16 protein-coding genes, 1 pseudogene and 1 riboswitch are annotated in these 19557 nt (G+C 72.4%); of the genes and pseudogenes, 9 read left to right on the top strand and 8 right to left on the bottom strand.

What is annotated here, in order from left to right; all coding sequences use genetic code 11:
- Positions 1 to 195 precede the first annotated feature (195 nt).
- From ENC19_RS19480 to ENC19_RS19455, 6 genes are all read left to right on the top strand, one after another.
- On the top strand, positions 196 to 981 hold the full coding sequence (locus tag ENC19_RS19480; RefSeq protein ID WP_164448562.1) for a DeoR/GlpR family DNA-binding transcription regulator: 786 nt from the start codon (positions 196 to 198) through the stop codon (positions 979 to 981).
- A 154-nt stretch (positions 982 to 1135) separates the two neighbouring features.
- Positions 1136 to 2146 carry an ATP-binding cassette domain-containing protein gene (locus tag ENC19_RS19475; RefSeq protein WP_164448561.1) on the top strand — a complete coding sequence of 337 codons (1011 nt, stop codon included), beginning with the start codon at positions 1136 to 1138 and terminating at the stop codon, positions 2144 to 2146.
- Positions 2143 to 3156 (top strand): ABC transporter permease subunit, encoded by a 1014-nt coding sequence (locus ENC19_RS19470; protein ID WP_164448560.1) that lies wholly within the window; start codon positions 2143 to 2145, stop codon positions 3154 to 3156. Before ENC19_RS19475 ends, ENC19_RS19470 begins: the two co-directional genes overlap by 4 nt.
- A gap of 159 nt (positions 3157 to 3315) precedes the next feature.
- Positions 3316 to 3693: a DUF3263 domain-containing protein gene (locus ENC19_RS19465; protein WP_164448559.1), complete on the top strand. Its 378-nt coding sequence runs from the start codon at positions 3316 to 3318 to the stop codon at positions 3691 to 3693.
- Between the two features lie 174 nt (positions 3694 to 3867).
- Positions 3868 to 4710, top strand: a complete 843-nt coding sequence (locus tag ENC19_RS19460) for a hypothetical protein (RefSeq protein ID WP_235944930.1) — start codon at positions 3868 to 3870, stop codon at positions 4708 to 4710.
- A 104-nt stretch (positions 4711 to 4814) separates the two neighbouring features.
- The gene (locus tag ENC19_RS19455; RefSeq protein WP_164448558.1) at positions 4815 to 5321 is read left to right on the top strand and encodes a GNAT family N-acetyltransferase; all 507 of its coding nucleotides are present in this window, start codon (positions 4815 to 4817) and stop codon (positions 5319 to 5321) included.
- 10 nt (positions 5322 to 5331) lie between these two features.
- Here the strand turns inward: ENC19_RS19455 and ENC19_RS31900 are convergent.
- From ENC19_RS31900 to ENC19_RS19420, 7 genes and pseudogenes are all read right to left on the bottom strand, one after another.
- Positions 5332 to 7707: pseudogene (locus ENC19_RS31900) on the bottom strand (AAA family ATPase).
- 35 nt (positions 7708 to 7742) lie between these two features.
- Entirely contained in the window at positions 7743 to 7937 is a 195-nt protein-coding gene (locus ENC19_RS30415; RefSeq protein ID WP_235944929.1) for a hypothetical protein, read from the bottom strand.
- Between the two features lie 362 nt (positions 7938 to 8299).
- Positions 8300 to 8845: a GTP-binding protein gene (locus ENC19_RS19440; RefSeq protein WP_408058087.1), complete on the bottom strand. Its 546-nt coding sequence runs from the start codon at positions 8843 to 8845 to the stop codon at positions 8300 to 8302.
- Positions 8846 to 9046: 201 nt separating this feature from the next.
- Entirely contained in the window at positions 9047 to 9529 is a 483-nt protein-coding gene (locus ENC19_RS19435; RefSeq protein ID WP_164448557.1) for a DUF742 domain-containing protein, read from the bottom strand.
- Positions 9526 to 9990: a roadblock/LC7 domain-containing protein gene (locus tag ENC19_RS19430; RefSeq protein ID WP_164448556.1), complete on the bottom strand. Its 465-nt coding sequence runs from the start codon at positions 9988 to 9990 to the stop codon at positions 9526 to 9528. The genes ENC19_RS19435 and ENC19_RS19430 overlap by 4 nt, the downstream gene beginning before the upstream one ends.
- Positions 9987 to 12569, bottom strand: a complete 2583-nt coding sequence (locus ENC19_RS19425) for a sensor histidine kinase (protein ID WP_164448555.1) — start codon at positions 12567 to 12569, stop codon at positions 9987 to 9989. The genes ENC19_RS19430 and ENC19_RS19425 overlap by 4 nt, the downstream gene beginning before the upstream one ends.
- Complete coding sequence (locus tag ENC19_RS19420) at positions 12556 to 13728, bottom strand: hypothetical protein (protein ID WP_164448554.1); 1173 nt, start codon at positions 13726 to 13728, stop codon at positions 12556 to 12558. Before ENC19_RS19420 ends, ENC19_RS19425 begins: the two co-directional genes overlap by 14 nt.
- Before the next feature lie 369 nt (positions 13729 to 14097).
- Between ENC19_RS19420 and ENC19_RS19415 the strand changes: the two genes are divergently transcribed.
- Positions 14098 to 16965, top strand: a complete 2868-nt coding sequence (locus ENC19_RS19415; protein ID WP_164448553.1) for an alpha/beta fold hydrolase — start codon at positions 14098 to 14100, stop codon at positions 16963 to 16965.
- Positions 16965 to 17864 carry an ABC transporter permease gene (locus tag ENC19_RS19410; protein ID WP_164448552.1) on the top strand — a complete coding sequence of 300 codons (900 nt, stop codon included), beginning with the start codon at positions 16965 to 16967 and terminating at the stop codon, positions 17862 to 17864. Before ENC19_RS19415 ends, ENC19_RS19410 begins: the two co-directional genes overlap by 1 nt.
- Positions 17865 to 17891: 27 nt before the next feature.
- Here ENC19_RS19410 and ENC19_RS19405 read toward each other — a convergent pair whose 3' ends face one another.
- Positions 17892 to 18644, bottom strand: coding sequence for a DUF4232 domain-containing protein (locus ENC19_RS19405; protein ID WP_164448551.1), 753 nt, complete (start codon positions 18642 to 18644; stop codon positions 17892 to 17894).
- A 204-nt stretch (positions 18645 to 18848) separates the two neighbouring features.
- Here ENC19_RS19405 and ENC19_RS19400 point away from each other — a divergent pair, with 204 nt between their 5' ends.
- Positions 18849 to 19295, top strand: coding sequence for a DoxX family protein (locus ENC19_RS19400; RefSeq protein ID WP_164448550.1), 447 nt, complete (start codon positions 18849 to 18851; stop codon positions 19293 to 19295).
- 120 nt (positions 19296 to 19415) lie between these two features.
- Positions 19416 to 19551, top strand: a riboswitch (SAM riboswitch).
- Positions 19552 to 19557: the final 6 nt, after the last annotated feature.

Genomic DNA, 19557 nt, shown 5'->3' with positions numbered 1-19557 from the left:
GAGAACTCCTCGCAGGCCGGAGCCTTGCGCATTACGGCTCGCTAATCCCGTCTTTCGCGCGTCATTCTGCGTGAAACCCATCGGAAATGGCAACCGGGGACGCAATCGAGCAGAGCTGGTTTTTGCGTCTTCGTAGTTTCGAGCACTAGTGTGCACGCAACCAAGCACCGATCGTGCAGACACGGGAGGCCCGGGGTGGACCGCTACGCGAGATGGAACGCCCTGCTCGAAATGCTCACCGACTCGGGCCGGGTCACCGTGGAGGAGGCCGCCGAGCGGCTGGACGTCTCCCAGGCGACCATCCGCCGGGACTTCGACCAACTCGCGCAACAGCAGATGATCACGCGTACCCGGGGCGGGGCGGTCGCCAACGGCGTCTCGTACGACCTGCCGCTGCGCTACAAGACGGCCAAGCACTCGGCGGAGAAGCAGCGCATCGGCGCGGCGGCGGCGGCGCTGGTCTCGCCGGGCACGGTGGTCGGCCTCAACGGCGGCACCACGAGCACCGAGGTGGCTCGGGCGCTGGCGGTGCGTCCGGATCTCAACACCAACGCCGACGGTGCCCAGTTGACCGTGGTCACCAACGCGCTGAACATCGCCAACGAGTTGCTCGTCCGGTCCCGGATGAAGGTCGTGGTGGCCGGCGGCGTGGTGCGGCCGAAGTCCTTCGAACTGGTCGGCCCGCTCGGCGGGGCGCTGCTGCGTGAGGTCACGTTGGACGTGGCGCTGCTCGGGGTGGACGCCATCGACCCGCTCCTCGGTGCCGCCGCCCATCACGAGGGCGAGGCGGCGATGAACAACCTCATGGTGGCGCGGGCCAAGCGGGTGGTGATCATCGCGGACTCGTCCAAGCTCGGCGGTCACGCCTTCGCCCGGATCTGCCCGGTCGACCGGGTCGAGACGCTGGTCACCGACTCCGGGGCCGCTACCGAGGTGGTCGACGCCTTCCGCGCGGCCGGGGTGCACGTCATCTGCGCCTGAGCGTCCCTGGAGTACTGACGTCGCGTCGCGCCGTCGACGCTCACGGTATCGAAATTGCCCGTTTTCGGCGTGGCGCTGCATACCGGGTATTGCCTGTCGCTGCATACCGCGTATGGTGTCGTCGTCGCCCACACACCAACGGGGGAGGTGCAGCTTGCCAGCTGTCCTGGAAATCGAAGGTCTACGAAAGACGTACCGAAGTCGACGCCGTGGCACCCGCAACGCCCTGGACGGCTTCGACATGCGGGTCGAGGCGGGCCAGGTGCACGGCTTCCTCGGCCCCAACGGGTCGGGCAAGACCACCACGCTGCGTACACTGCTCGGCCTGATCCGGCCGGACGGCGGCCGGATGGCGATCCTCGGTCACGAGGTGCCCGACCGGCTGGACCAGGTCGCACCGCAGGTCGGGGCGATCGTGGAGAGCCCGCAGTTCTTCCCGCACTTCACCGCACGAGACACCCTGTCGCTGCTGGCCGGCGCCGGTGACCTGCCCGAGCAGCGGGTGGACGAGGTGCTGGAACTGGTCGGCCTGCGCGACCGGGCCGGTGAACGGGTCAAGACGTACTCGCTCGGCATGAAGCAACGGCTGGCGGTCGCCTCGGCGCTGCTCAAAAACCCGCGGCTGCTGATCCTGGACGAGCCGGCCAACGGCCTCGACCCGGGCGGCATCCGGGAGATGCGCACACTCATGCGCAACCTCTCCGAGGCCGGCATGACGGTGGTCCTGTCCAGCCACATCCTCGGTGAGATCCAGCTGATCTGCGACTCGGTCACCATCATCTCGTTGGGTCGGCGGGTCGCCTTCGGCCCGGTCGACGAGGTGCTGGCCCAGCACTCGTCCGGCGCGGTCCGGGTGCGGCTGGAGGCGGTCACCGACCTTCCGGTCGCCGCCACCGCACTGACCCGGGCCGGCGTACGGGTCACCGCCAACGACGATCATCTGATGCTCGCCGGGGTGGACAAGCCCGCCACGGTCACCCGAATCCTGGCCGAGCAGGGCCTCTACGTCAGCGAACTCGCACCGATCGCGGTCGACCTGGAGAGCGTCTTCCTCGAACTGACCGCCACCGCGCCGGTACCCGGCCAGCACCGGCAGGTCGACCAGTCCGTACGAGTCGACGGGACGGCACCGTCCGCACCCGCCGGAGGAGGTTGGGGCGCGTGAGTCTCTTCCGTACCGAGCTGCGCCGGCTGGCCAAGCGGCGCTTCACCCGCTGGATGACCGCCGGTGGCCTGCTGGTCCTGGTCCTGGTGGCGGTGGGCATGTTCCTGAGCAACCAGAAGATCGGCCCGGATCAGCTCGCCGAGGCACGGCGGGCCGCCGACCAGCAGCATCAGGAGCAGGTCCGCTGGGCCGAACAGGAACGCGCGAACTGTGAGCGGGCCAAGGCGGCGGGTGAGAACGTCGACTACTACCCGGCCGACTGCGCCGAGATCACCCCACCGCCTCGGGAGTCGATCGAGGAACAGTGGTTCCTGCCCTCGACCTTCGACTTCCGGAAGAGCTTCGGCGAGATGCTGATCCCGCTCGCCGGGATCCTGGGAATGGTCGGGTTCGTGGTCGGCGCCTCCTTCGTGGGTGCCGAGTGGAACACCGGCGGGATGATGAACCTGTTGCTCTGGCGGCCGAAGCGGCTGACCGTCCTGCTGACCAAGTTGGGCGCGCTGCTCACCGGGCTGCTCGCGCTGGCGTTGCCCGCCACGGCGGCCTGGTTCGGCAGCATGTGGCTGGTCGCCAACCTGCGCGGCACCACCGAGGGGATGACCTCGGGGACCTGGCAGTCGTTCCTCATCGGTGGTTTGCGCGGCATCGTGCTGGCACTGGTCGCGGCGACGGTGGGCTTCGCCCTGGCCTCGCTCGGCCGGCACACCGCGATGGCGCTCGGCGGGGCGATCGCGGTGATGGTGGTCGGCCAGATCGGGCTCGGCATCCTGCTCTCCATGGCGCAGGTGCGTTTCCCCGAGGCGTGGCTGCTGCCCACCTACGCCATCGCCTGGATGACCAAGAAGGTCACGCTCCAGGACTGGCAGGCGTGCAACGCCACCTACACCGGTGAGTGCGAGCCGGCCACGCTGGACATCACCTGGCAGCACTCGTCGGTGCTGTTCACCGTCGGGATCGTGCTGTTCCTCGGCGCGGCGCTGTGGACGATGCGGCGGCGCGACATCACCTGAGTCGGCCGGTGGCGGACCGACCTTGCCAGGACGGTCCGCCACCGCCCCTCCTTGTCGCGACGGCCCGCCGGTCGGTGGGGTGCGGCAGGTGGTGGCCCTCGTTAGGCTGATGGGCCAGGTTGGCGTTGCCGTGCCGGCCGCCCCCGGATGAGGAGCACGATGCAGCCCGCCGACGCCACCCCGGCAGCGCAGACCGGTTCGGACGCCGTCACGGTGCCACCGCCGCGATCCGCCCCCGAGGTCGAGTCGACGTCACCGGACGCTGGGCAGTCACCTGCCGACGCAGGTGGGGAAACGGCCACGGCCGGCGGGCTCGACGAGCGGGAGCGGGAGATGCTCGCCTTCGAGCGGCAGTGGTGGCGGCATGCCGGTGCCAAGGAACAGGCCATCCGGGACCGGTTCGGGCTCTCGGCCACCCGCTACTACCAGCTGTTGAACGCGTTGCTGGACAATCCGGCGGCGCTGGCCGCCGACCCGGTGCTGGTGGGCCGGCTGGTGCGGTTGCGCGCCTCCCGGGCCCGCAACCGCCGCCGTTAGGCCTGCGATCTCGACGTGTCGTCCGGTGCTCGATGGGTAGGCGGGGGCGCGGGGGGGCGAATGAGCGGCGGGGGGCCCAGGCGGCCGGGACGAACGGCGCATCCGGAGACCGGCGTACCCGAAGCGGCCTCGGACGAGCGCCGCCGCGGTGCGGTGGTCGGCACCGCCCCCGACATGCGGGTACGCTCCGCCTCCGCCCCGCCACCCGGTCGGGCCGTCAACGAGGACCTGGTGTTCCGGTTCGGGCCGCTTGTCGGAGTGCTGGACGGCGCCACCGTGCCGGAGGGCTTCGACACCGGCTGCGTACACGGGCCGCAGTGGTACGTCCGGCACCTCGCCGCCCGACTCGGCCTGGCGGAGGCCGCCCGTCCGGCCGCCACGCTGGTGAGCAACCTGGCCGCGGCGATCCTCGCGGTCCGCGCCGACCACGGCGGGCAGTGCGACCTCGACCACCCCGGCACCCCGTCGAGCACGGTGTGCCTGCTCCGCGACGGCGGCGACCAGGTCGACTACCTGGTGCTCTGTGACAGCCCGCTGGTGCTCGACACCGGTGGGCGCGTCGACGTGGTGGTCGACGACCGCCTGGCCAGCTCGGTGACCGACCTACGGGAGACCGCCGACCTGCTGCCCGATTCGACCGACTGGGCCACCCGCTTCCGGCGTGCCGTCACCGCGCAGCGGGAGCGGATGAACCGCACCCACGGCTACTGGGTCGCCGCCGCCGACCCTGACGCCGCCTACCACGCGGTGGTCGGGACGGTGCCCCGGCACGGGCCCGCGGCGTTGCGTCGCGCCGTGCTGCTCTCCGACGGTGCCTCCGCCGTGGTCGAGGAATTCGGGCTCCTCGACTGGTCCAGCCTGTTGGACGTGGTGGCGGCGGAGGGCCCGGACGGGCTGATCGACCGGGTCCGCGCCGCCGAACGGGACCATCCCGACCGACGGCGTCGACACAAGGCGGCCGATGACGCCTCCGCCGTGTACTGCGAGTTCGCCCGGCCGGACGATCGCGGAGCGTGACCCGGGAGGTGATTCGACCCGACCGGTCGGTCCGCTCCGCCAGAGGGACCGGTCGTTTCCGAACCGGGTGGACGCGCGGCGCCGGGCGCGGAAGACTGCGGCACGTGACTGGTGCGGTCCGGTTGGAGCCGGTGGACGAGCGGAACCTCGAACCGTTGCTCTCGGTGGCGGTGGCCGAGGCGGAGCCGGCCGACGTGATGCCGCCGGTGGAGGCGCCGGCCGGCTGGTCGAACGCGCGACGGGAGGCGTTCCGGGAGTTCCACCGGGCCAGCTTCGGCGGGCTGGACGCGTCCACCCGCAGCGCGATGTACGCGATCGTGGCGGGTGGCGAGGTGGTCGGCATGATCCGGATGAGCCGACGGGACGAGCCCGGTGTCGCCGAGGTCGGCATGTGGCTCGGCCGGTCGGCCCGTGGCCAGGGCATCGGCGCGGCGGCGTTGCGGGAGCTGTTGCACCTGGCCGCGGCGGCCGGCATGCGGACCGTGGTGGCGGACACCGCGCCGGAGAACCGCGGCGCGCTGTCCGTGCTGGAGAAGTGCGGCGCGAAGCTGCGCGACGCCGACGACCGGGTGTACGCCGAGATCTCGCTGGACGACGTGGCCGCCTGCTGACCGGGCGTGCTCAGCCGCGCTGTTCGGCGTACGCGGCGAGCCAGGCGACCTGGGCCGGGTCCAGGGACGGGCGGACCCGCGACCGGGCCGCCGCGACGTGCTCGGCGGTGACCGTGGAGGCGGTCAGCGACTCACGCATCGCGGCCAGCGCGGCCTCCCGGACCAGTGCCGCACAGTCGGCGGCCGAGAACCCGTCCAACTCCGTGCCGAGGGCGGGCAGGTCGACGCCCTCGGCAAGCGGCACGTTGCGCGAGGCGGCCCGCAGGATCGCCGTCCGCCTCGGCGTCCGGTGGCGGCACGTACACCAGCCGTTCCAGCCGCCCCGGGCGCAGCAGCGCCGGGTCGACCAGGTCGGGACGGTTCGTCGCGCCGACCACCACGACGTTGCGCAGCGCCTCCACCCCGTCCAACTCGGTCAGCAGGGCGGCCACCACCCGGTCGGCGGTGCCGCCGTCGGTGGCCTGACCGCGTACCGGGGCGAGGGCGTCCACCTCGTCGAGGAAGACGAGCGTCGGGGCGGCCTCCCGAGCCCGACGGAACAGCTCCCGTACCGCGCGTTCGCTCTCCCCGACCCACTTGGACAGCAGCTCCGCGCCCTTGACCGACAGCACGTTCGCCCGGCCGGTCCCGGCCAGCGCGGTCACCAGATAGGTCTTGCCACAGCCCGGCGGACCGTAGAGCAGCACCCCACGTGGCGGTTGCACGCCGAGCCGGGCGAAGGTGTCCGGGTAGGTCAACGGCCACAGCACCGACTCGGTGAGCGTCTGCTTGACCTCCGCCAGATCACCGACGTCGTCCAGGGTGACCCGGGCAAGTTCGAGCGTGGCGGCGGCCATGCTGGTCGGCCGTACCACCTCCAGGGCGGCGGTGAAGTCCGCCATCAGCACCGTGGGGGTCTGCGCCGACTTCTGCCGCAGTGCCGCGCGTACGCCGGCCTCGCGGACCAGCGCGGCCAGGTCGGCGGCGACGAAACCGGGGGTACGCGCGGCGACCTCGTCCAGCCGTACGTCGTCGGCGAGCGGCACCGGGCGGGTCAGTACGGTCAGCTGCTCCCGGCGCAGGACGGCGTCCGGCAGCGGCACGTCGATCCGCAACGAGAGCAGGTCGGGCGAGCGCAGGGCCGGGTCGACCGCCTCCGGCCGGCTGGTGGTGCCGACCACCGCCGCGCCGGCCTGTACGAGCCGGGCCACGCACCGCCGGAACACGGTCGCCACCGGTCCGGGAGCTCCGCCGGGGCCAGTGCCTCCACGTCGGTGAGCAGCAGCACGGCCGGCCCGCCGGCCAGCGCCCGCCAGCGCCCGCAGCCGGGCCGCCGCCGAGTCGTTTGTCAACGCCGCGACCTCCGGTGCCCAGAGCGGATGCACCCGGGCACCGACCTGGGCGGCCACCGCCCGGACCAGGCCGCCTTGCCGGAGCCGGCCGGACCGCTCACCAGCACCCCCAACGACACGGTGGTGCCCAGCCGGCTGAGCACCTCCCGGTGGTGGAAACCGAGGTCGAGCAGCTCGGTCAGTTCCTCGGCCTGGCGCGCAGGCCGGGCAGCTCGTCCACCGAGGCATCGTCCAGTTCGTCCGTCCGGGCGGTCCCGGCCCGCCCGCTGCCGTCGGTCTGTCGCCGTCCGGTGTCGCCGGCTCGCCCGGCGGTCCACGCACTGCTGCCGTCGGGACCGGCCGCGCCCGCCTTCGGCCGCCGGCCACCGTCCCGGCGCTCAGTCGGCCGGGCGCCGTCGGTCCCGGTGACCCCGTCCCGCCGACGCCCCGCCCGTCTGGTCCGGTCGGACCGGCAGCGACCGAGCCGGTCCCGGCGCCACCGTGGGTCGCGGGGCCGTGCTCCCAGCCGACGAGGGTGTCCATGGTGACCAGCGCGCCCGGATCAGGTTCGGCGGCCAGCACCCGCAGCAGGGTGCTGGTCCAGGCGTAGCCGACCCGGGTGGCGAGACTGCGCCGGGCCGCCTCGACCAGGGTGCGGGTCGAGGCGTCCGGCAGCACGTCCTGAGGCAGCAGGGAGACGTCGTCGCCGGTGGTCACCACCTTGCCGAGCAGTGCCAGCCGCAGCATCTCCGGGGAGACCACCGCGACGACCTCGGCCGGCCCGGCGAGCAGCACGGCGGGCCGGGGCGACCGGAGCCGGGCTCAGTCGCACCTGCCCGCCGTCGCGTACGCCGAGGTTGCCCAGCATCAGGTCGTCGGCGAGCAGCAGCGCCGCGCTGGCCGTGCGTCGGCCGCCGCGACCAGGCCGGCGGTCACCCGTCGCCCTGCCAGCCGGACCGGGTCACCCGGCGCAGCGCGAGGGCGGTGGAGCGCCTCCGCAGCCGGACGATGCCCCGCCGGGCGTCCAGTGCGGCCGGCCGCAGGCTCGCGATCAGGGTCAGCTCGGGTTCGCCCACCGCCCGACCCTAGCGCCTGCTCACCCCTCGTCCGGTCAGCCCGCCGGCTCCTCCCCGGTGAGCAGGGACGGATCCCGGCGGATCAGCTCGGCCAGCCGGGCCGCCGGGTCGTCGCTGAGCCCGTCCTGAGCGGCGGACCAGCCGGGTACGGTCTTCACCGACAACGGCCAGGACGGTGGCGGCGCGGCGGGCTGTCCGCTGACCGTGACCTCCTGGTCGACCCAGGCCACCCGCAGGTCGTACGCCTGCCCGTCGTGCTCGACCTGAGCGGCGACGGCCGCGCCCGGCGTGCGGCGACGGCCGCGCGCAGCGCCTCGGCCACGTCCTCCACCGGGTGCCGTGGCGGTGCCTCGTGGGCCGGTTCGTGGACCCCGGCCCAGCCGGGTCCCGCGTTGCGGCTGTCGGTCCGACCCCAACCGGGGCCGGAACCGTGGCCCGGCTCCGGGCCGGGCTGTTCGTCGGCCGGCACGGTCGGATCCGCGGCCCGTCGGCGCAGCGCCTCCTCACGTCGACGCATCCGGGCCAGAGTCTCGTCCAGTCCGCCTCTCATCCGCCTCACCCCTTCCCACGAGGGGCCTGCGAGCCGGTCGGCTCAGGCCCGTTTCTCCCGGGTGGCCCGGTCCAGCGCGCGGTCCAGGACGACCAGCAGGGCGTCCCGGACCGAGAGCCGGTCCCGCGCGTCGAACTGCACCAGGGGTACATGTTCGCCGATCGCCAGGGCCCACCGGATCGCACTGAGGTCGTGCGCCAACCGCCCGTCGAAGGCGTTCACCCCGACCACGAACGGCAGTCCCGCCCGTTCGAAGAAGTCGACCGCCGGGTAGCAGTCGTCGAGCCGGGCACTGTCGACCACCACCAGCGCGCCGAGCGCACCCCGGGCCAGGTCGTCCCACATGAAGCCGAAACGGGTCTGGCCCGGCGTACCGAACAGGTAGAGCTTCAGGCTTCGATCGATGGTGACACAACCGAAGTCCATCGCCACCGTGGTGGTGGTCTTCCCGGAGCGCTGACCAGGGTCGTCGACCCCGATCCCGGCGGTGGTCATCTCCGCCTCGGTGGTCAGCGGGGCGATCTCCGAGATCGATCCCACGGTGGTGGTCTTGCCGACGCCGAAACCACCGGCCACCAGGATCTTCACCGGGATCGGCGGGGTCGCCCGGTGAGTACCCGGTCCGGCGGGCGTCGCGGCGGGCGGCCGGTACGGCGGCGGCGCCGTGGCGGCGTGCGGCGGTGGCGGTGGCGCGGTGGCCCGGCCGATCGGCGGCGGGCCGGTGCGGCACCGCCGTAGCGGGCCGCGGCGCTGTTGGCGGCGAGCGCGCCCGGTGGTGCGGCGGGCCAGTCAGGAGATTGCACGGAGTCCATCAATCACTCGCAGGATGACGTCGGGGTCGAGGGCGTCGTCGGCGTCGGTCACGTGTACGTCCAGGTGGCCGGCGGCGCGCAGATCGCCCACCAGCACCCGGGTCACGCCGAAGTGCAACCGGGTCTTGGCGGAGATCTCGGCCACCGAGATCGGTTCACCGCAGAGCGCCACGATCGCCTGGAGTTCCGGGCTGAGCCGGGCGGCCGTGACGCTCCATGATTCGGTTGTCGGTCGGGCGGTCACCTGGGTCTCCAGGCCGATCGTGGGGTCGGCGCCGGCCACCCGGCCGGCGGTCAGCACAAAGGGGCGGGGTCCACTCGGCCCGACCTCCTCCGTCTCCGGTCCGATCGCCGCCGGTGCGCCCGCCGGGCCGGCGTAGCCGGCCGGGGAGGACTCGCGCAGGTAGGGCCGGATGCGTATCACCGGCTCCTGTTCGGCACCGGCGGCGTCGGGATTCATTGCTGTACGGAGTTCTTGAGTTCGGCGATCAGACGCGGGGTGAGCGCCCCGCCGGCCCGACCGGCGAAGAGGGTCATCTCGTAGGCGACGGTGCCCAGGTTCGCCGACCGGTCGGCGACCACGCCGAGCACCGAGCCACTGCTGATCGCGCTGATCAGCAGGTAACCCTCGGCCATGTCCACCACGACCCGGTTCAGGCCGCCCAACGCGTACCAGCTGGCGGCACCGCCGGCCAGGCTGGTCATACCGGAGACGACCGCGGCGAGACGCTCCGCGTTGGACCGGTCCTTGATCGCGGACATGGCCATCAACAGGCCGTCCGACGACACGGCGATCGCCTCCAGCACCCCCGCCGTGCCGGAGGTGAAGGAATCCAGCAGCCAGTTGAAGGTGCGGGCCTCGGGGCTGAGGTCGCCGTGGCTCTGGTGGTCGAGGTTCTCGTGCACGTGCGGGCTGGTCAACGTGGCGTTCCTTCGTCGTCGCTGCGGTGGTTACGGACATCGCGCAGAGCCCGGGCGACGCCCGTCTCGAACGCGGTCATGCGATCGCGGACCTCGGCCGGATCGCCCGGGTCCTGAGTGAGCGGTTGCTGCGGCAGTTGCTCGATCAGGTTGGCGCCGGGCACCCTGCGGGACAGCTGGGACAGCCCGGGAGGAGTCGGCGGTGCGACCGGCTGTGGCAGGGCGTCGGTCTGACTCTGCTCGGCCCGGCGTACCCCCGACTCGAACGCCTCGACGGCCGCGCGGGCGGCGCTCGGATCGACGCCACCGGCGTCGACCGGGCCCACCCTCGGTGCCGTCCTCGGCAGGCTGGCGCCCGGTACCCGCTGCCGGACGCCGGGCATCGGGGTCGGCGGAGCCGCCGACACCGGTGCGACCTGCGGCACCGTCACGGTCTCCGGATCGGTCTCGGCCGGCTCCGCGCCGGCCTTGCCGGCGGGCTCCGGGCCGGTGGCGAACGCGTCCCAGGACTCGGACAGCTCCATGCTCTCGGACGCCCGGGTCAGCAACGTGGGGTTGAACCCGGGCGGGGCCACCGCCGGTTCCGTGGGGGAAACGACGGCCAGGTCCACCGCCGCCGGGGCGCCCTTCTGCGGTGGCACCGGTTCGAGCTGGTGTCGGGCCGGCAGCGCGGCCACCGGGGCGGCCCGGCCGACCGGCGGGACCGGAGGGCCGGCCGGCTCGGGCGTCCCGACGACAAGTGACGTACGCGGAATCTGGAGGGTGGCGGTGACACCGCCGCCCGGGGTGGCGGACAGACCGACCGCCCAGTGGTGCCGGCGGGCCAACCGACCCACCACGAACAGCCCGAGCACCTCGGTCGGAGCGAGGTCCAGCCGCTCCCGGCGGGTGAGGCGGGCGTTCTCGTCGGCCAGCCGCGCCTCGGTCATGCCGATGCCGTGGTCCACCACGGTGAGCTGTACGCCGTTCTCGGTGAGTTCGCCGCTGACCAGCACCCTGGTGTGCGGCGGCGAGAAGACCGTGGCGTTCTCCATCAGTTCGGCGAGCGCCAGCACCAGGTCGCCGACGATCGCCGGTGCCGCCGCGGCCTCGGTCGGCACCTGGACATCCACCCGGGTGTAGTCCTCGATCTCACCGAGGGCGAGGCGGGCCACGTTGGCCAGCGGAACCGGCGCGACGTGCGCGACGTCGCCCACCGCACCGGAGAGCACCACCAGGTTGCCCGCGTTGCGCCGCAGTCGGCTGGAGATGTGGTCGAGCCGGTACAGGTTCTCCAGCCGCCCCGGGTCGGTTTCCTGCTGCTCCAACCGGTCGATCAGGGCGATCTGCCGACCGACCAGGTTCTGGGTACGGCGGCCGACGTGACCGAACATCTGGGCGACGTTGCGCCGGCTCGCCGCCTGCCGTTCCACCAGCCTGGCGGCGGTGTTCTGCACCCGTTCGAAGGCGCGGGCCAGGTCGCCGACCTCGTCCCGGGCGTGGACGTCGACGGGATCGAGGCGGACGGGCTGGGCGTTGTCGGTCTCGTCGTCGGCCACCCGGACCAGTTCGGATTCGGCGACCCGGGCGACCCGGTCGGCGGAGCGGGTCAGCCGGGTCAGCGGCCCGGTCACCGTGCGGCCGATGGCCAGGGCGAGCAGCACCACGCCGACCAGGGTCACCGCGACCAGCGTGGTCACCCAGTACGCCCCGGCGAGCGCCGCCTGCCGTTGGGCGCGTACCTCGGCGGTCACGTCGGCGACCAGCTTCTTCTCGACGAACTGACCCAGCGTGATCAGCGAGGAGACCGTCGGGAAGAGGGCCTGGATGGGGATGTCCGCCACCGCCGCCACCGGGTCGAGGGCGCTCTGTTGCAGGAACTCCGGGCTGGTCCGGGCGTCCACCGCGGTCTGCTCGATGTTCACCAGCGCCTGCTGTTCCGGGGTGAGCAGGCCGAGCATCTTGTCGCTCTCCGACTGCAGCGTGGCCATGTTGGCCACGAACGCGGTGGCGAACCGTGGGTCCGGTGCGGCGGCGACCAGGACGATCAGGGCACCACCGCCGCTGAGTCCCTCGCTCTTGCGCAGGATGCTGTCCAGCGCCAGCGTCTGCCGTCCGGCCGAGGTCCGGGTGTCCACGTCGTACGGCAGCCGCAACGAGTCGATCAAGGCGAGGTGAACCGGCCCGTACGCGCCGATCACCTGTGGCGGTGCCGCCTCGCCGGCCAGTACGGCCGTGCGTATCTCGGCCAGTTGGGCAACGCCGTCGAGCGCCTGGCCCACCTCGACCGGAAGCTCGTCGTCGAAGTCGACCCGCAGGTCGACGATCCGGTCGTCCACCTCCGCGATCTCCTGCACCAGTGCGCTGCGCTCGACCTGCCCCAGCAGGAGGCCGATGGCGAGCATGCGTTCCCGCTGAAGATGCTGAAGCAGGGTGCCGACCCGGCCGGCGAGCTGGACGGTCTGGTCGATCTCGCCGGCCCGCTGGGCCACTCCGGCTCGTTCCAGGACCACCGGCAGGGTCAGCCCCAGCATGCAGAGCAGGGGAATGGTCACCAGCAGGGTCAGCTTGCCCCGGATCCGGAGCCTACCGAGCAGCATCGAAGGGCCTCCACCGATCCGGCTCGTGGACCTGTCCGACCGGCTGCAGCGCCGGTGGCGGTTCCACGGGACGGGCTCCGGCGTTGTCCCACCGGACACCGGGTGGCGGTGCCGGTGCGTCACCGGCCACCGGTGCGGCGGAAGTGTCTCGCGGACGGGACATCCAGGTGTTCACCGCGAGCCCGACCAGCAACAGTGCGGCGAGGCCGCCCGCGCCGATAATCAGCAGACGGTCCCGGTCCAGCCCGTCGAGCCGCTCCGCCAGCAACCGGTCGATCTCGTCGAGCAGGACCGGTTGGAGCTGCTTCGCGGCCTGTTGGGCCTCGTTGCGGGCCGCGAGGAGCCGGGTCGTGTCCACCGTGCCGGCCTGGTCGACCGGCTGGGAGTGCAGGGCCATCGTCTCGACGGCCCGCTGGTACGCGTCGAAGGGGGTGAGCACGTTCGCGCCCAGGTCGGCGCTCTCCGTGTTCTCCACCACCGCCCGCAGGTTGTTGGCCAGGTCGTTCGCGGGTTGCAGGGCGGCGGCCCGGAGGGTGGCCAGCTGGCTGAGCGACTGGAGCCGTTCGGCTTCGGACCGGCGGTTCATCAGCACGGCCAGGTCGGTGAGGCGGCCGGCGGCCACCATGGCCTCTGGCATCTCCTCCGCGACGCCGTCCTGAAGGAAGTACGCGTCGACGCCGGCGTCCCGGATCAGGCCGGAGGTCTCCCGGACCTTGTTGTGCAGGGCCAGCAGCAGGTCGGTCACCTCGCCGTACACGGTGAAGGCGGCCTCCCGGTCGGTCAGCGCACGTTCGGGGAGGGCCTCCAACTTTGCGCGGAGTCCGGCCCACCGCTCGCTGGTGCTCAACTCACCGCCGATGCGCGCGTCGACCGTGGCGGCTCGCTCGACCGCCTGGTCGAGGGTGTCCCGGCGCAGCGGCCGGCCGGTGACGGCGGCGCTCTGCGCGTCGACAAGCGCGTCGGTCACCGGCCCGAGGGCGCGGAGGTACTCGACGCCGAGTCGCTCCCGCGCGACCACGTCGCGGTCGGTGTCGACGAGTTGGTGTGCCTGTACGACGAGGAACGCCACCGGCAGCAGCAGCGCGGTGGTGAGTAGCAGCGGCAACAGCCGGCCCGGTGTCCGGGGCCGGCGACGGACCCGCGGAGCGGGAACGGTCATGGTTGTCTCCTCCGGCGTGGCGCAGGTTGTCCGACGGCGTCGACGAGCCGGTCCCGTGCGCCGGACCGGAAAACTAATCGAAGCCTGCTGACTTGGGCCCGGTCGGCGAGGGTCAGCTTTGCGTCACTTCGAGCGATGTGACTGACGGCGATCATTTCGCTCACGCTCGGTGTCACTCCTGCTGTAGATAGGCGTACTTGAGTATAGATTCGAGTGAAAGGCAGGAATTCCCGCGATGCGAAGTCGTCCCAAAGGTTCGCCGACTGGACGGTGTGCGGATGACCTTCGCCGGATGACGTTCGGGCTACCAGAACGGACGTACGGCGGATCTCAGCTAATACTCAGGTTTCGGGCCGTACCGTGTGCCCAATGAGATCGCCGTTCTCGGCCGCGCGGCTCCGACGTGCCCTGCCCACCGGCCGCCGGGCCGTCGCCGCCACGGCTGCTGTCATCCTGCTGGCGGCGGCCGTGCTGTGGGCGGTCTGGCCGGACCGGCCGGGCTTCCGTACCGAGTCCGCGATGCTCACCGTCCGGTCCGGACCGAACGGTGACGAGCCGGTCGACCTGGACACCACGTTGTACCTTCCGCGTGACGCCGCGGCCGGCCGCCCGGCGCCCGCGGTGCTGCTCGCCCACGGCTTCGGTGGCACCAAGGAGTCGGTCCGTACCGACGCCGAGGAGTTGGCCGACCGCGGCTACGCCGTACTGACCTGGACCGCGCGGGGCTTCGGGCGCAGCGGCGGGCAGATTCACCTGGACAGTCCCGACCACGAGGTGCGCGACGCCCAGCGGCTGCTGGACTGGCTCGCCGCCCGCCCCGAGATCCGTACCGACGCCGCCGGTGACCCCCGGGTGGGCGTGGTCGGCGGCTCCTACGGTGGGGCGCTGGCCCTGCTGCTCGCCGCCCAGGACCAGCGGGTCGACGCGATCGTTCCCATGATCACCTGGAATGACCTGTCCCGGGCCTTCCTGCCGGAGAGCACCGGTGGCGAGCCGACCGAGGGCGTGTTCAAGTCAGGCTGGGCCGGCATCTTCTTCGGCGGCGGCGGAAACGTCGGCTCCGGCCCGGCCGGGATCTCCGGCACCGGCGCCGAGACGCCGGAGGGCGCGCCGGGCGCCGGGCCACCCAGCCCCGCCCCGGGCCAGGGGCCTGGTACCGCACCCGGCGCACCGACCGCCGGCGCTCTGCCCGATCCCTCCTGCGGACGGTTCGCCGCCGACGTCTGTGCCGCGTACCTGCGCATCGCCGCCACCGGCCGGGCCGACCAGGCCGCCGTCGACCTGCTGCGGCGGTCCAGCCCGACCGGGGTGCTGGACCGCATCACGGCGCCCACCCTGCTGGTGCAGGGCGCGGCGGACACCCTCTTCCCACTGGCCGAGGCCGACGCCAACGCCCGGGGGATCGCCGCGAACGGGACCCCGGTTCGGGTCGCCTGGTTCACCGGCGGCCACGACGGCGGCGCGGGACCACAGACCGACTCCGACCGGGTCAAGTTCCTCACCGCGCAGTGGCTCGACCACTATGTCGCCGGCGACGGTGCGGCACCGGGCGACACCTTCACCTTCTCCCGGATCGCCGGCTTCGACGCGATGGACCGTGGGCTGGTCGCCACCGGCTACCGCACCGACGACTACCCCGGTCTCGGCGGTGACTCCCGGGTCGAGGTGGCCGTGGCCGGCCCGGCCCAGCCGGTGGCCAACCCGCCCCGCGGCAACCCCGCCGCGATCTCCTCGGTGCCGTTCGCCGGCTCGTTGAGCTCGCTGCTCAGCGGGGTGGCCGGCGACATACCCGGGCAGCACGCCCGGTTCGAGTCCGAGCCGCTGACCGAGGCGGTCGACATCGTCGGCGCGCCGACCGTGTCGCTGCGCGCCGCGTCGAGCAGCGGCGAGGCCGTCCTGTTCGCCAAGCTCTACGTGGTCGACCCGGAAGGGGCAGCCACCCTGCCCAGCGGGCTGATCGCGCCGATCCGACTCAGCGGCCTGCCGGCGAGCATCGACGCCGCCACGCCGGTCACCGTGACCCTGCCCGCGATCGTGCACCGGGTGGCGGCCGGTCACCGGCTCCGGCTGGTGGTGGCCACCTCGGACCAGGCCTACACGACCCCGATCGAGCCGGCCGTCCACGTGGTAGCGCTCGGCGACACCCCCGTCAGCCTGCCGACGGTCGACGCCGATCCGATCCCCACCGAGGCGGCGCTCTGGCGCTGGATCCTGGTCGGGCTGCTCACCGCGATCGTGGTCGGGCTCGTCGTGCTCGTGGCCGTGCTACGCCGGCGGCACCGCCGCCAGGACACCTCGGTGCACCCGGAGTACGCGGACACACCGTTGGCGGTACGCCGGCTGCGCAAGGAGTACGCCGACGGCTTCGTCGCGGTCTCCGAGGTGGACTTCGAGGTGCACCCGGGTCAGGTGGTCGGCCTGCTCGGACCCAACGGTGCCGGCAAGACGACCACGCTGCGGGTGCTGATGGGGCTGACCCAGCCGACCGCGGGGGAGATCTACGTCTTCGGGCACCGGCTGGTGCCCGGCTCGCCCGTGCTGTCGCGGATCGGCGCACTTGTGGAAGGGCCAGGGTTCCTGCCGCACCTGTCCGGCCTGGAGAACCTGCGGGCGTACTGGCGGGCGACCGGCCGGCCGGAGACCGACGCCCACTTCGAGCAGGCCCTGGAGATCGCCGGCCTGGGCTCCTCGGTGCACCGGCGGGTGCGCAAGTACAGCCACGGCATGCGACAGCGCCTCGCCATCGCCCAGGCCATGCTCGGGCTGCCGGAACTGCTGGTGCTCGACGAACCGACCGACGGGCTGGACCCACCGCAGATCGCCGAGATGCGCCGGGTGCTCCAGCGCTACGCCACCGACGGTCGGGCGGTGCTGGTCTCCAGCCATCTGCTCGCCGAGGTGGAGCAGACCTGCACCCACGCGGTGGTGGTGAACAAGGGCCGGATCGTGGCCTCCGGACCGGTCGAGGAGATCGTCGGCGACTCGCCGAGCGTGCTGGTCGAGGTGAGTGACCCGAGTGCTGCCCGGACCGTGCTCGACGGCCTCGGTGGCGTACGGATCCTGGACGACACCGACGGGCAGTTGGTGGTCGACACCAACGGCATTGCTCGCAGCGAGGTGGTCGCGGAGCTGGTCCGGGCCGGGATCGCGGTGGACCGGGTGGTGCCCCGGCGTCGCCTGGAGGATGCCTTCCTCGCCCTGGTGGGCGAGAACTCTCGGGGAAGCGGGGACCGGTGATGGCGGGATCGACTGTCGAGCCGACGCGGGACACGACAACCGTTGCCGCCTCGGGTGCGGCGGTGGGTTACCGGCCCGCCCGGACGCTGCCGTTCGGCGCCGAGTTCCGCCGGCAGGCGTCGCGCCGGCGTACCCAGTTGGCGCTGGGCTTCATGGTGCTGCTGCCGCTGATCATCCTGATCGCGTTCCAGTTCGACTCCAACGACGACGACAACGGTGGCGGAGAGTTCGGCAGCCTGATCGATCTCGCCACCTCCGGCGGGCTGAACTTCACCCTCTTCACCATCTTCGTGTCGGCCTCGTTCCTGCTGGTCGTGGTGGTCGCGCTGTTCTGCGGCGACACGGTGGCGAGCGAGGCGAGTTGGGGCAGCCTGCGCTACCTGCTGGCGATTCCGGTGCCCCGGGCCCGACTGCTCACGGTGAAGCTGCTGGTCGCGCTCGCGTACTCGGCGCTGGCGTTGGTACTGCTCGCCGGCACGGCACTGGCCATCGGCACCCTGCGCTACGGCTGGTCGCCGCTGCGCAGCACGGTCGCCGCCCAACTGGAGCCGGGCGAGGGGCTGCTGCGGCTGCTCGCGGTGCTCGGCTACCTGGCGATCGTCCTGCTGGTGGTCGCGGGGCTGGCGTTCCTGCTGTCGGTGACCACCGACGCGGCGCTGGGTGCGGTCGGTGGTGCGGTGCTGCTGTGGATCCTCTCCAGCATCCTGGACCAGATCACCGCGCTCGGCGTCATCCGGTCGTTCCTGCCGACCCACTACAGCACCGCGTGGTTGGGGTTGCTCTCCACGCCCGTGCAGACCGACGACATCGTGCGGGGCACGGTCTCGGCGATCTGCTACGCCACCGTGTTCTGGGGCCTGGCCTTCTGGCGCTTCACCCGCAAGGACATCACCAGCTGAGCCCGCTGTCCGACGTGTTCGGTCCGGTCAGAGCAGCGGGGCCGGTGTGGTGGGCGGCGGGTTGGGCACCGCCCGCGTCGGCTCCGGCGTGCTCGGCTCGCGTTTCTGCCAGGCGCTGACCCCGAGCCGGTCGGTGTTGCCCAGGTCGATCCGCCCTTGCATGATCACCTGTTGAGCGGGTCGGCCACGCAGCGGGGCGACCTCGAGGTGCTCGGCGTTCGTCGCCACCACGGTCGGGTTGTCGACCAGGTTGCGCCAGAGCAGGGCGGCGCCGGCCGCCTCACCGGGGGCCAGCACCAGCGACCGGGGCGGGTCGTCGAAGCCGGAGGTGATCCCTTTCGCGCCCCGGATCACCCTGACCGGGATGGCCCTGCCGTCCGCGTCCCGCAGGCTCGGCTCCGGATATCCACGCAGCCGGTAAGGGCGGTCGCCGCAGTTGACCAGTTCCAGGCCCATCGCCCGCAGCCCCATCGCGGCGCTGACTCCGCGGTAGGTGATCCGGACGCCGGAGTCGGGGCATTCGGACGTCGGGCCGTTACTCCCCCCAAGATCGCCGTCGCGGGAGGGCGGGCCGCCGAGACCGCCGTCGCTGGGCGGCGTGGTGCCGGAGCTATCGGCGCCCGGTCCACTGGAGCCCGGGACCGGGCCGGGTGGCGCCGCCACGATGTCGCCGGCCGGTGCGCACCCGGCAAGCAGGCCGAACGCTGCCGCGATCGAGATCGGCACGGTGCTGAGCCGACGGCCACCGGGGGCCGAGCTGCGGACCGTCGTGCGTGGCATCGGAGCATCGTCGCACCCGGCAGCGGTAGCCGGTGGTCCCGCCCCTCGCGTAAGCGGGCGGTAAGGAATTCCTCGTGGTACTGCTCGCCGGAAGTTTCGGCCGCTAGACTAATTTTGGGAGCGTTCCCACCAAGAGAGATTGCATCGACAACTATCTATTAAGTCCGCATGCTGGTACCACCACCCCATTCGCAGGAGGTACCAATGCGCACTGACCGGTTCGGCGGGCCGGCTCTGTCCCTGTTCCGCATTGTCATCGGGTTGTTGTTTCTCATTCACGGCATGTCGTCCGTCTTCGGCGTCTTCGGCGGCAACCGTGGTAGCGGCGAGGCGGTGCCGCTCGGCCAGTGGCCGGGCTGGTACGCCGCGGTGATCCAGCTGGTCTGCGGCGCCCTCGTGCTCCTCGGCCTGTTCACCCGGCCGGCGGCCCTGCTGGCATCGGGCTCGATGGCCTACGCGTACTTCGTGGTCCACCAGCCCGAGGCGCTGTTGCCGCTGCGGAACAACGGCGAACTGTCCGTCCTCTTCTGCTGGGCGTTCTTCCTGGTGGCGGTGCTCGGCCCGGGCACCTGGGCGGTGGACAACCTGTGGCGCCGGGAGGCGGCGACGGTCGCCCTGGACCAGGCTGAACCGCGGTCCGTGCCGGCCTGACGGCGAGGCTCAGCGGCGCCGGAGGGCGCGGCAACGGCGCCGCTGAGGTTTCGCTCACAGGCTGGGATTGACAGGCGACGGCCGCGTCCGGATTGCCTAGACTCGGCAACACAACTGCATACCTCATCCAGAGGGGCTGAGGGATACGGCCCGACGACGCCCCGGCAACCACCTCGCGCGCTCACCGATGAGCGTCCAGCGGGGCAGGTGCCAATTCCGTCCCCGCCGCAGGGTGCGATGCGGGGAAAGATGAGAGGACTTC

The sequence above is a fragment of the Verrucosispora sioxanthis genome (assembly GCF_010560025.1).
In the GTDB taxonomy this organism is placed as follows: domain Bacteria; phylum Actinomycetota; class Actinomycetes; order Mycobacteriales; family Micromonosporaceae; genus Micromonospora; species Micromonospora palythoicola.
This window is presented reverse-complemented; position numbering and strand designations above follow the sequence as displayed.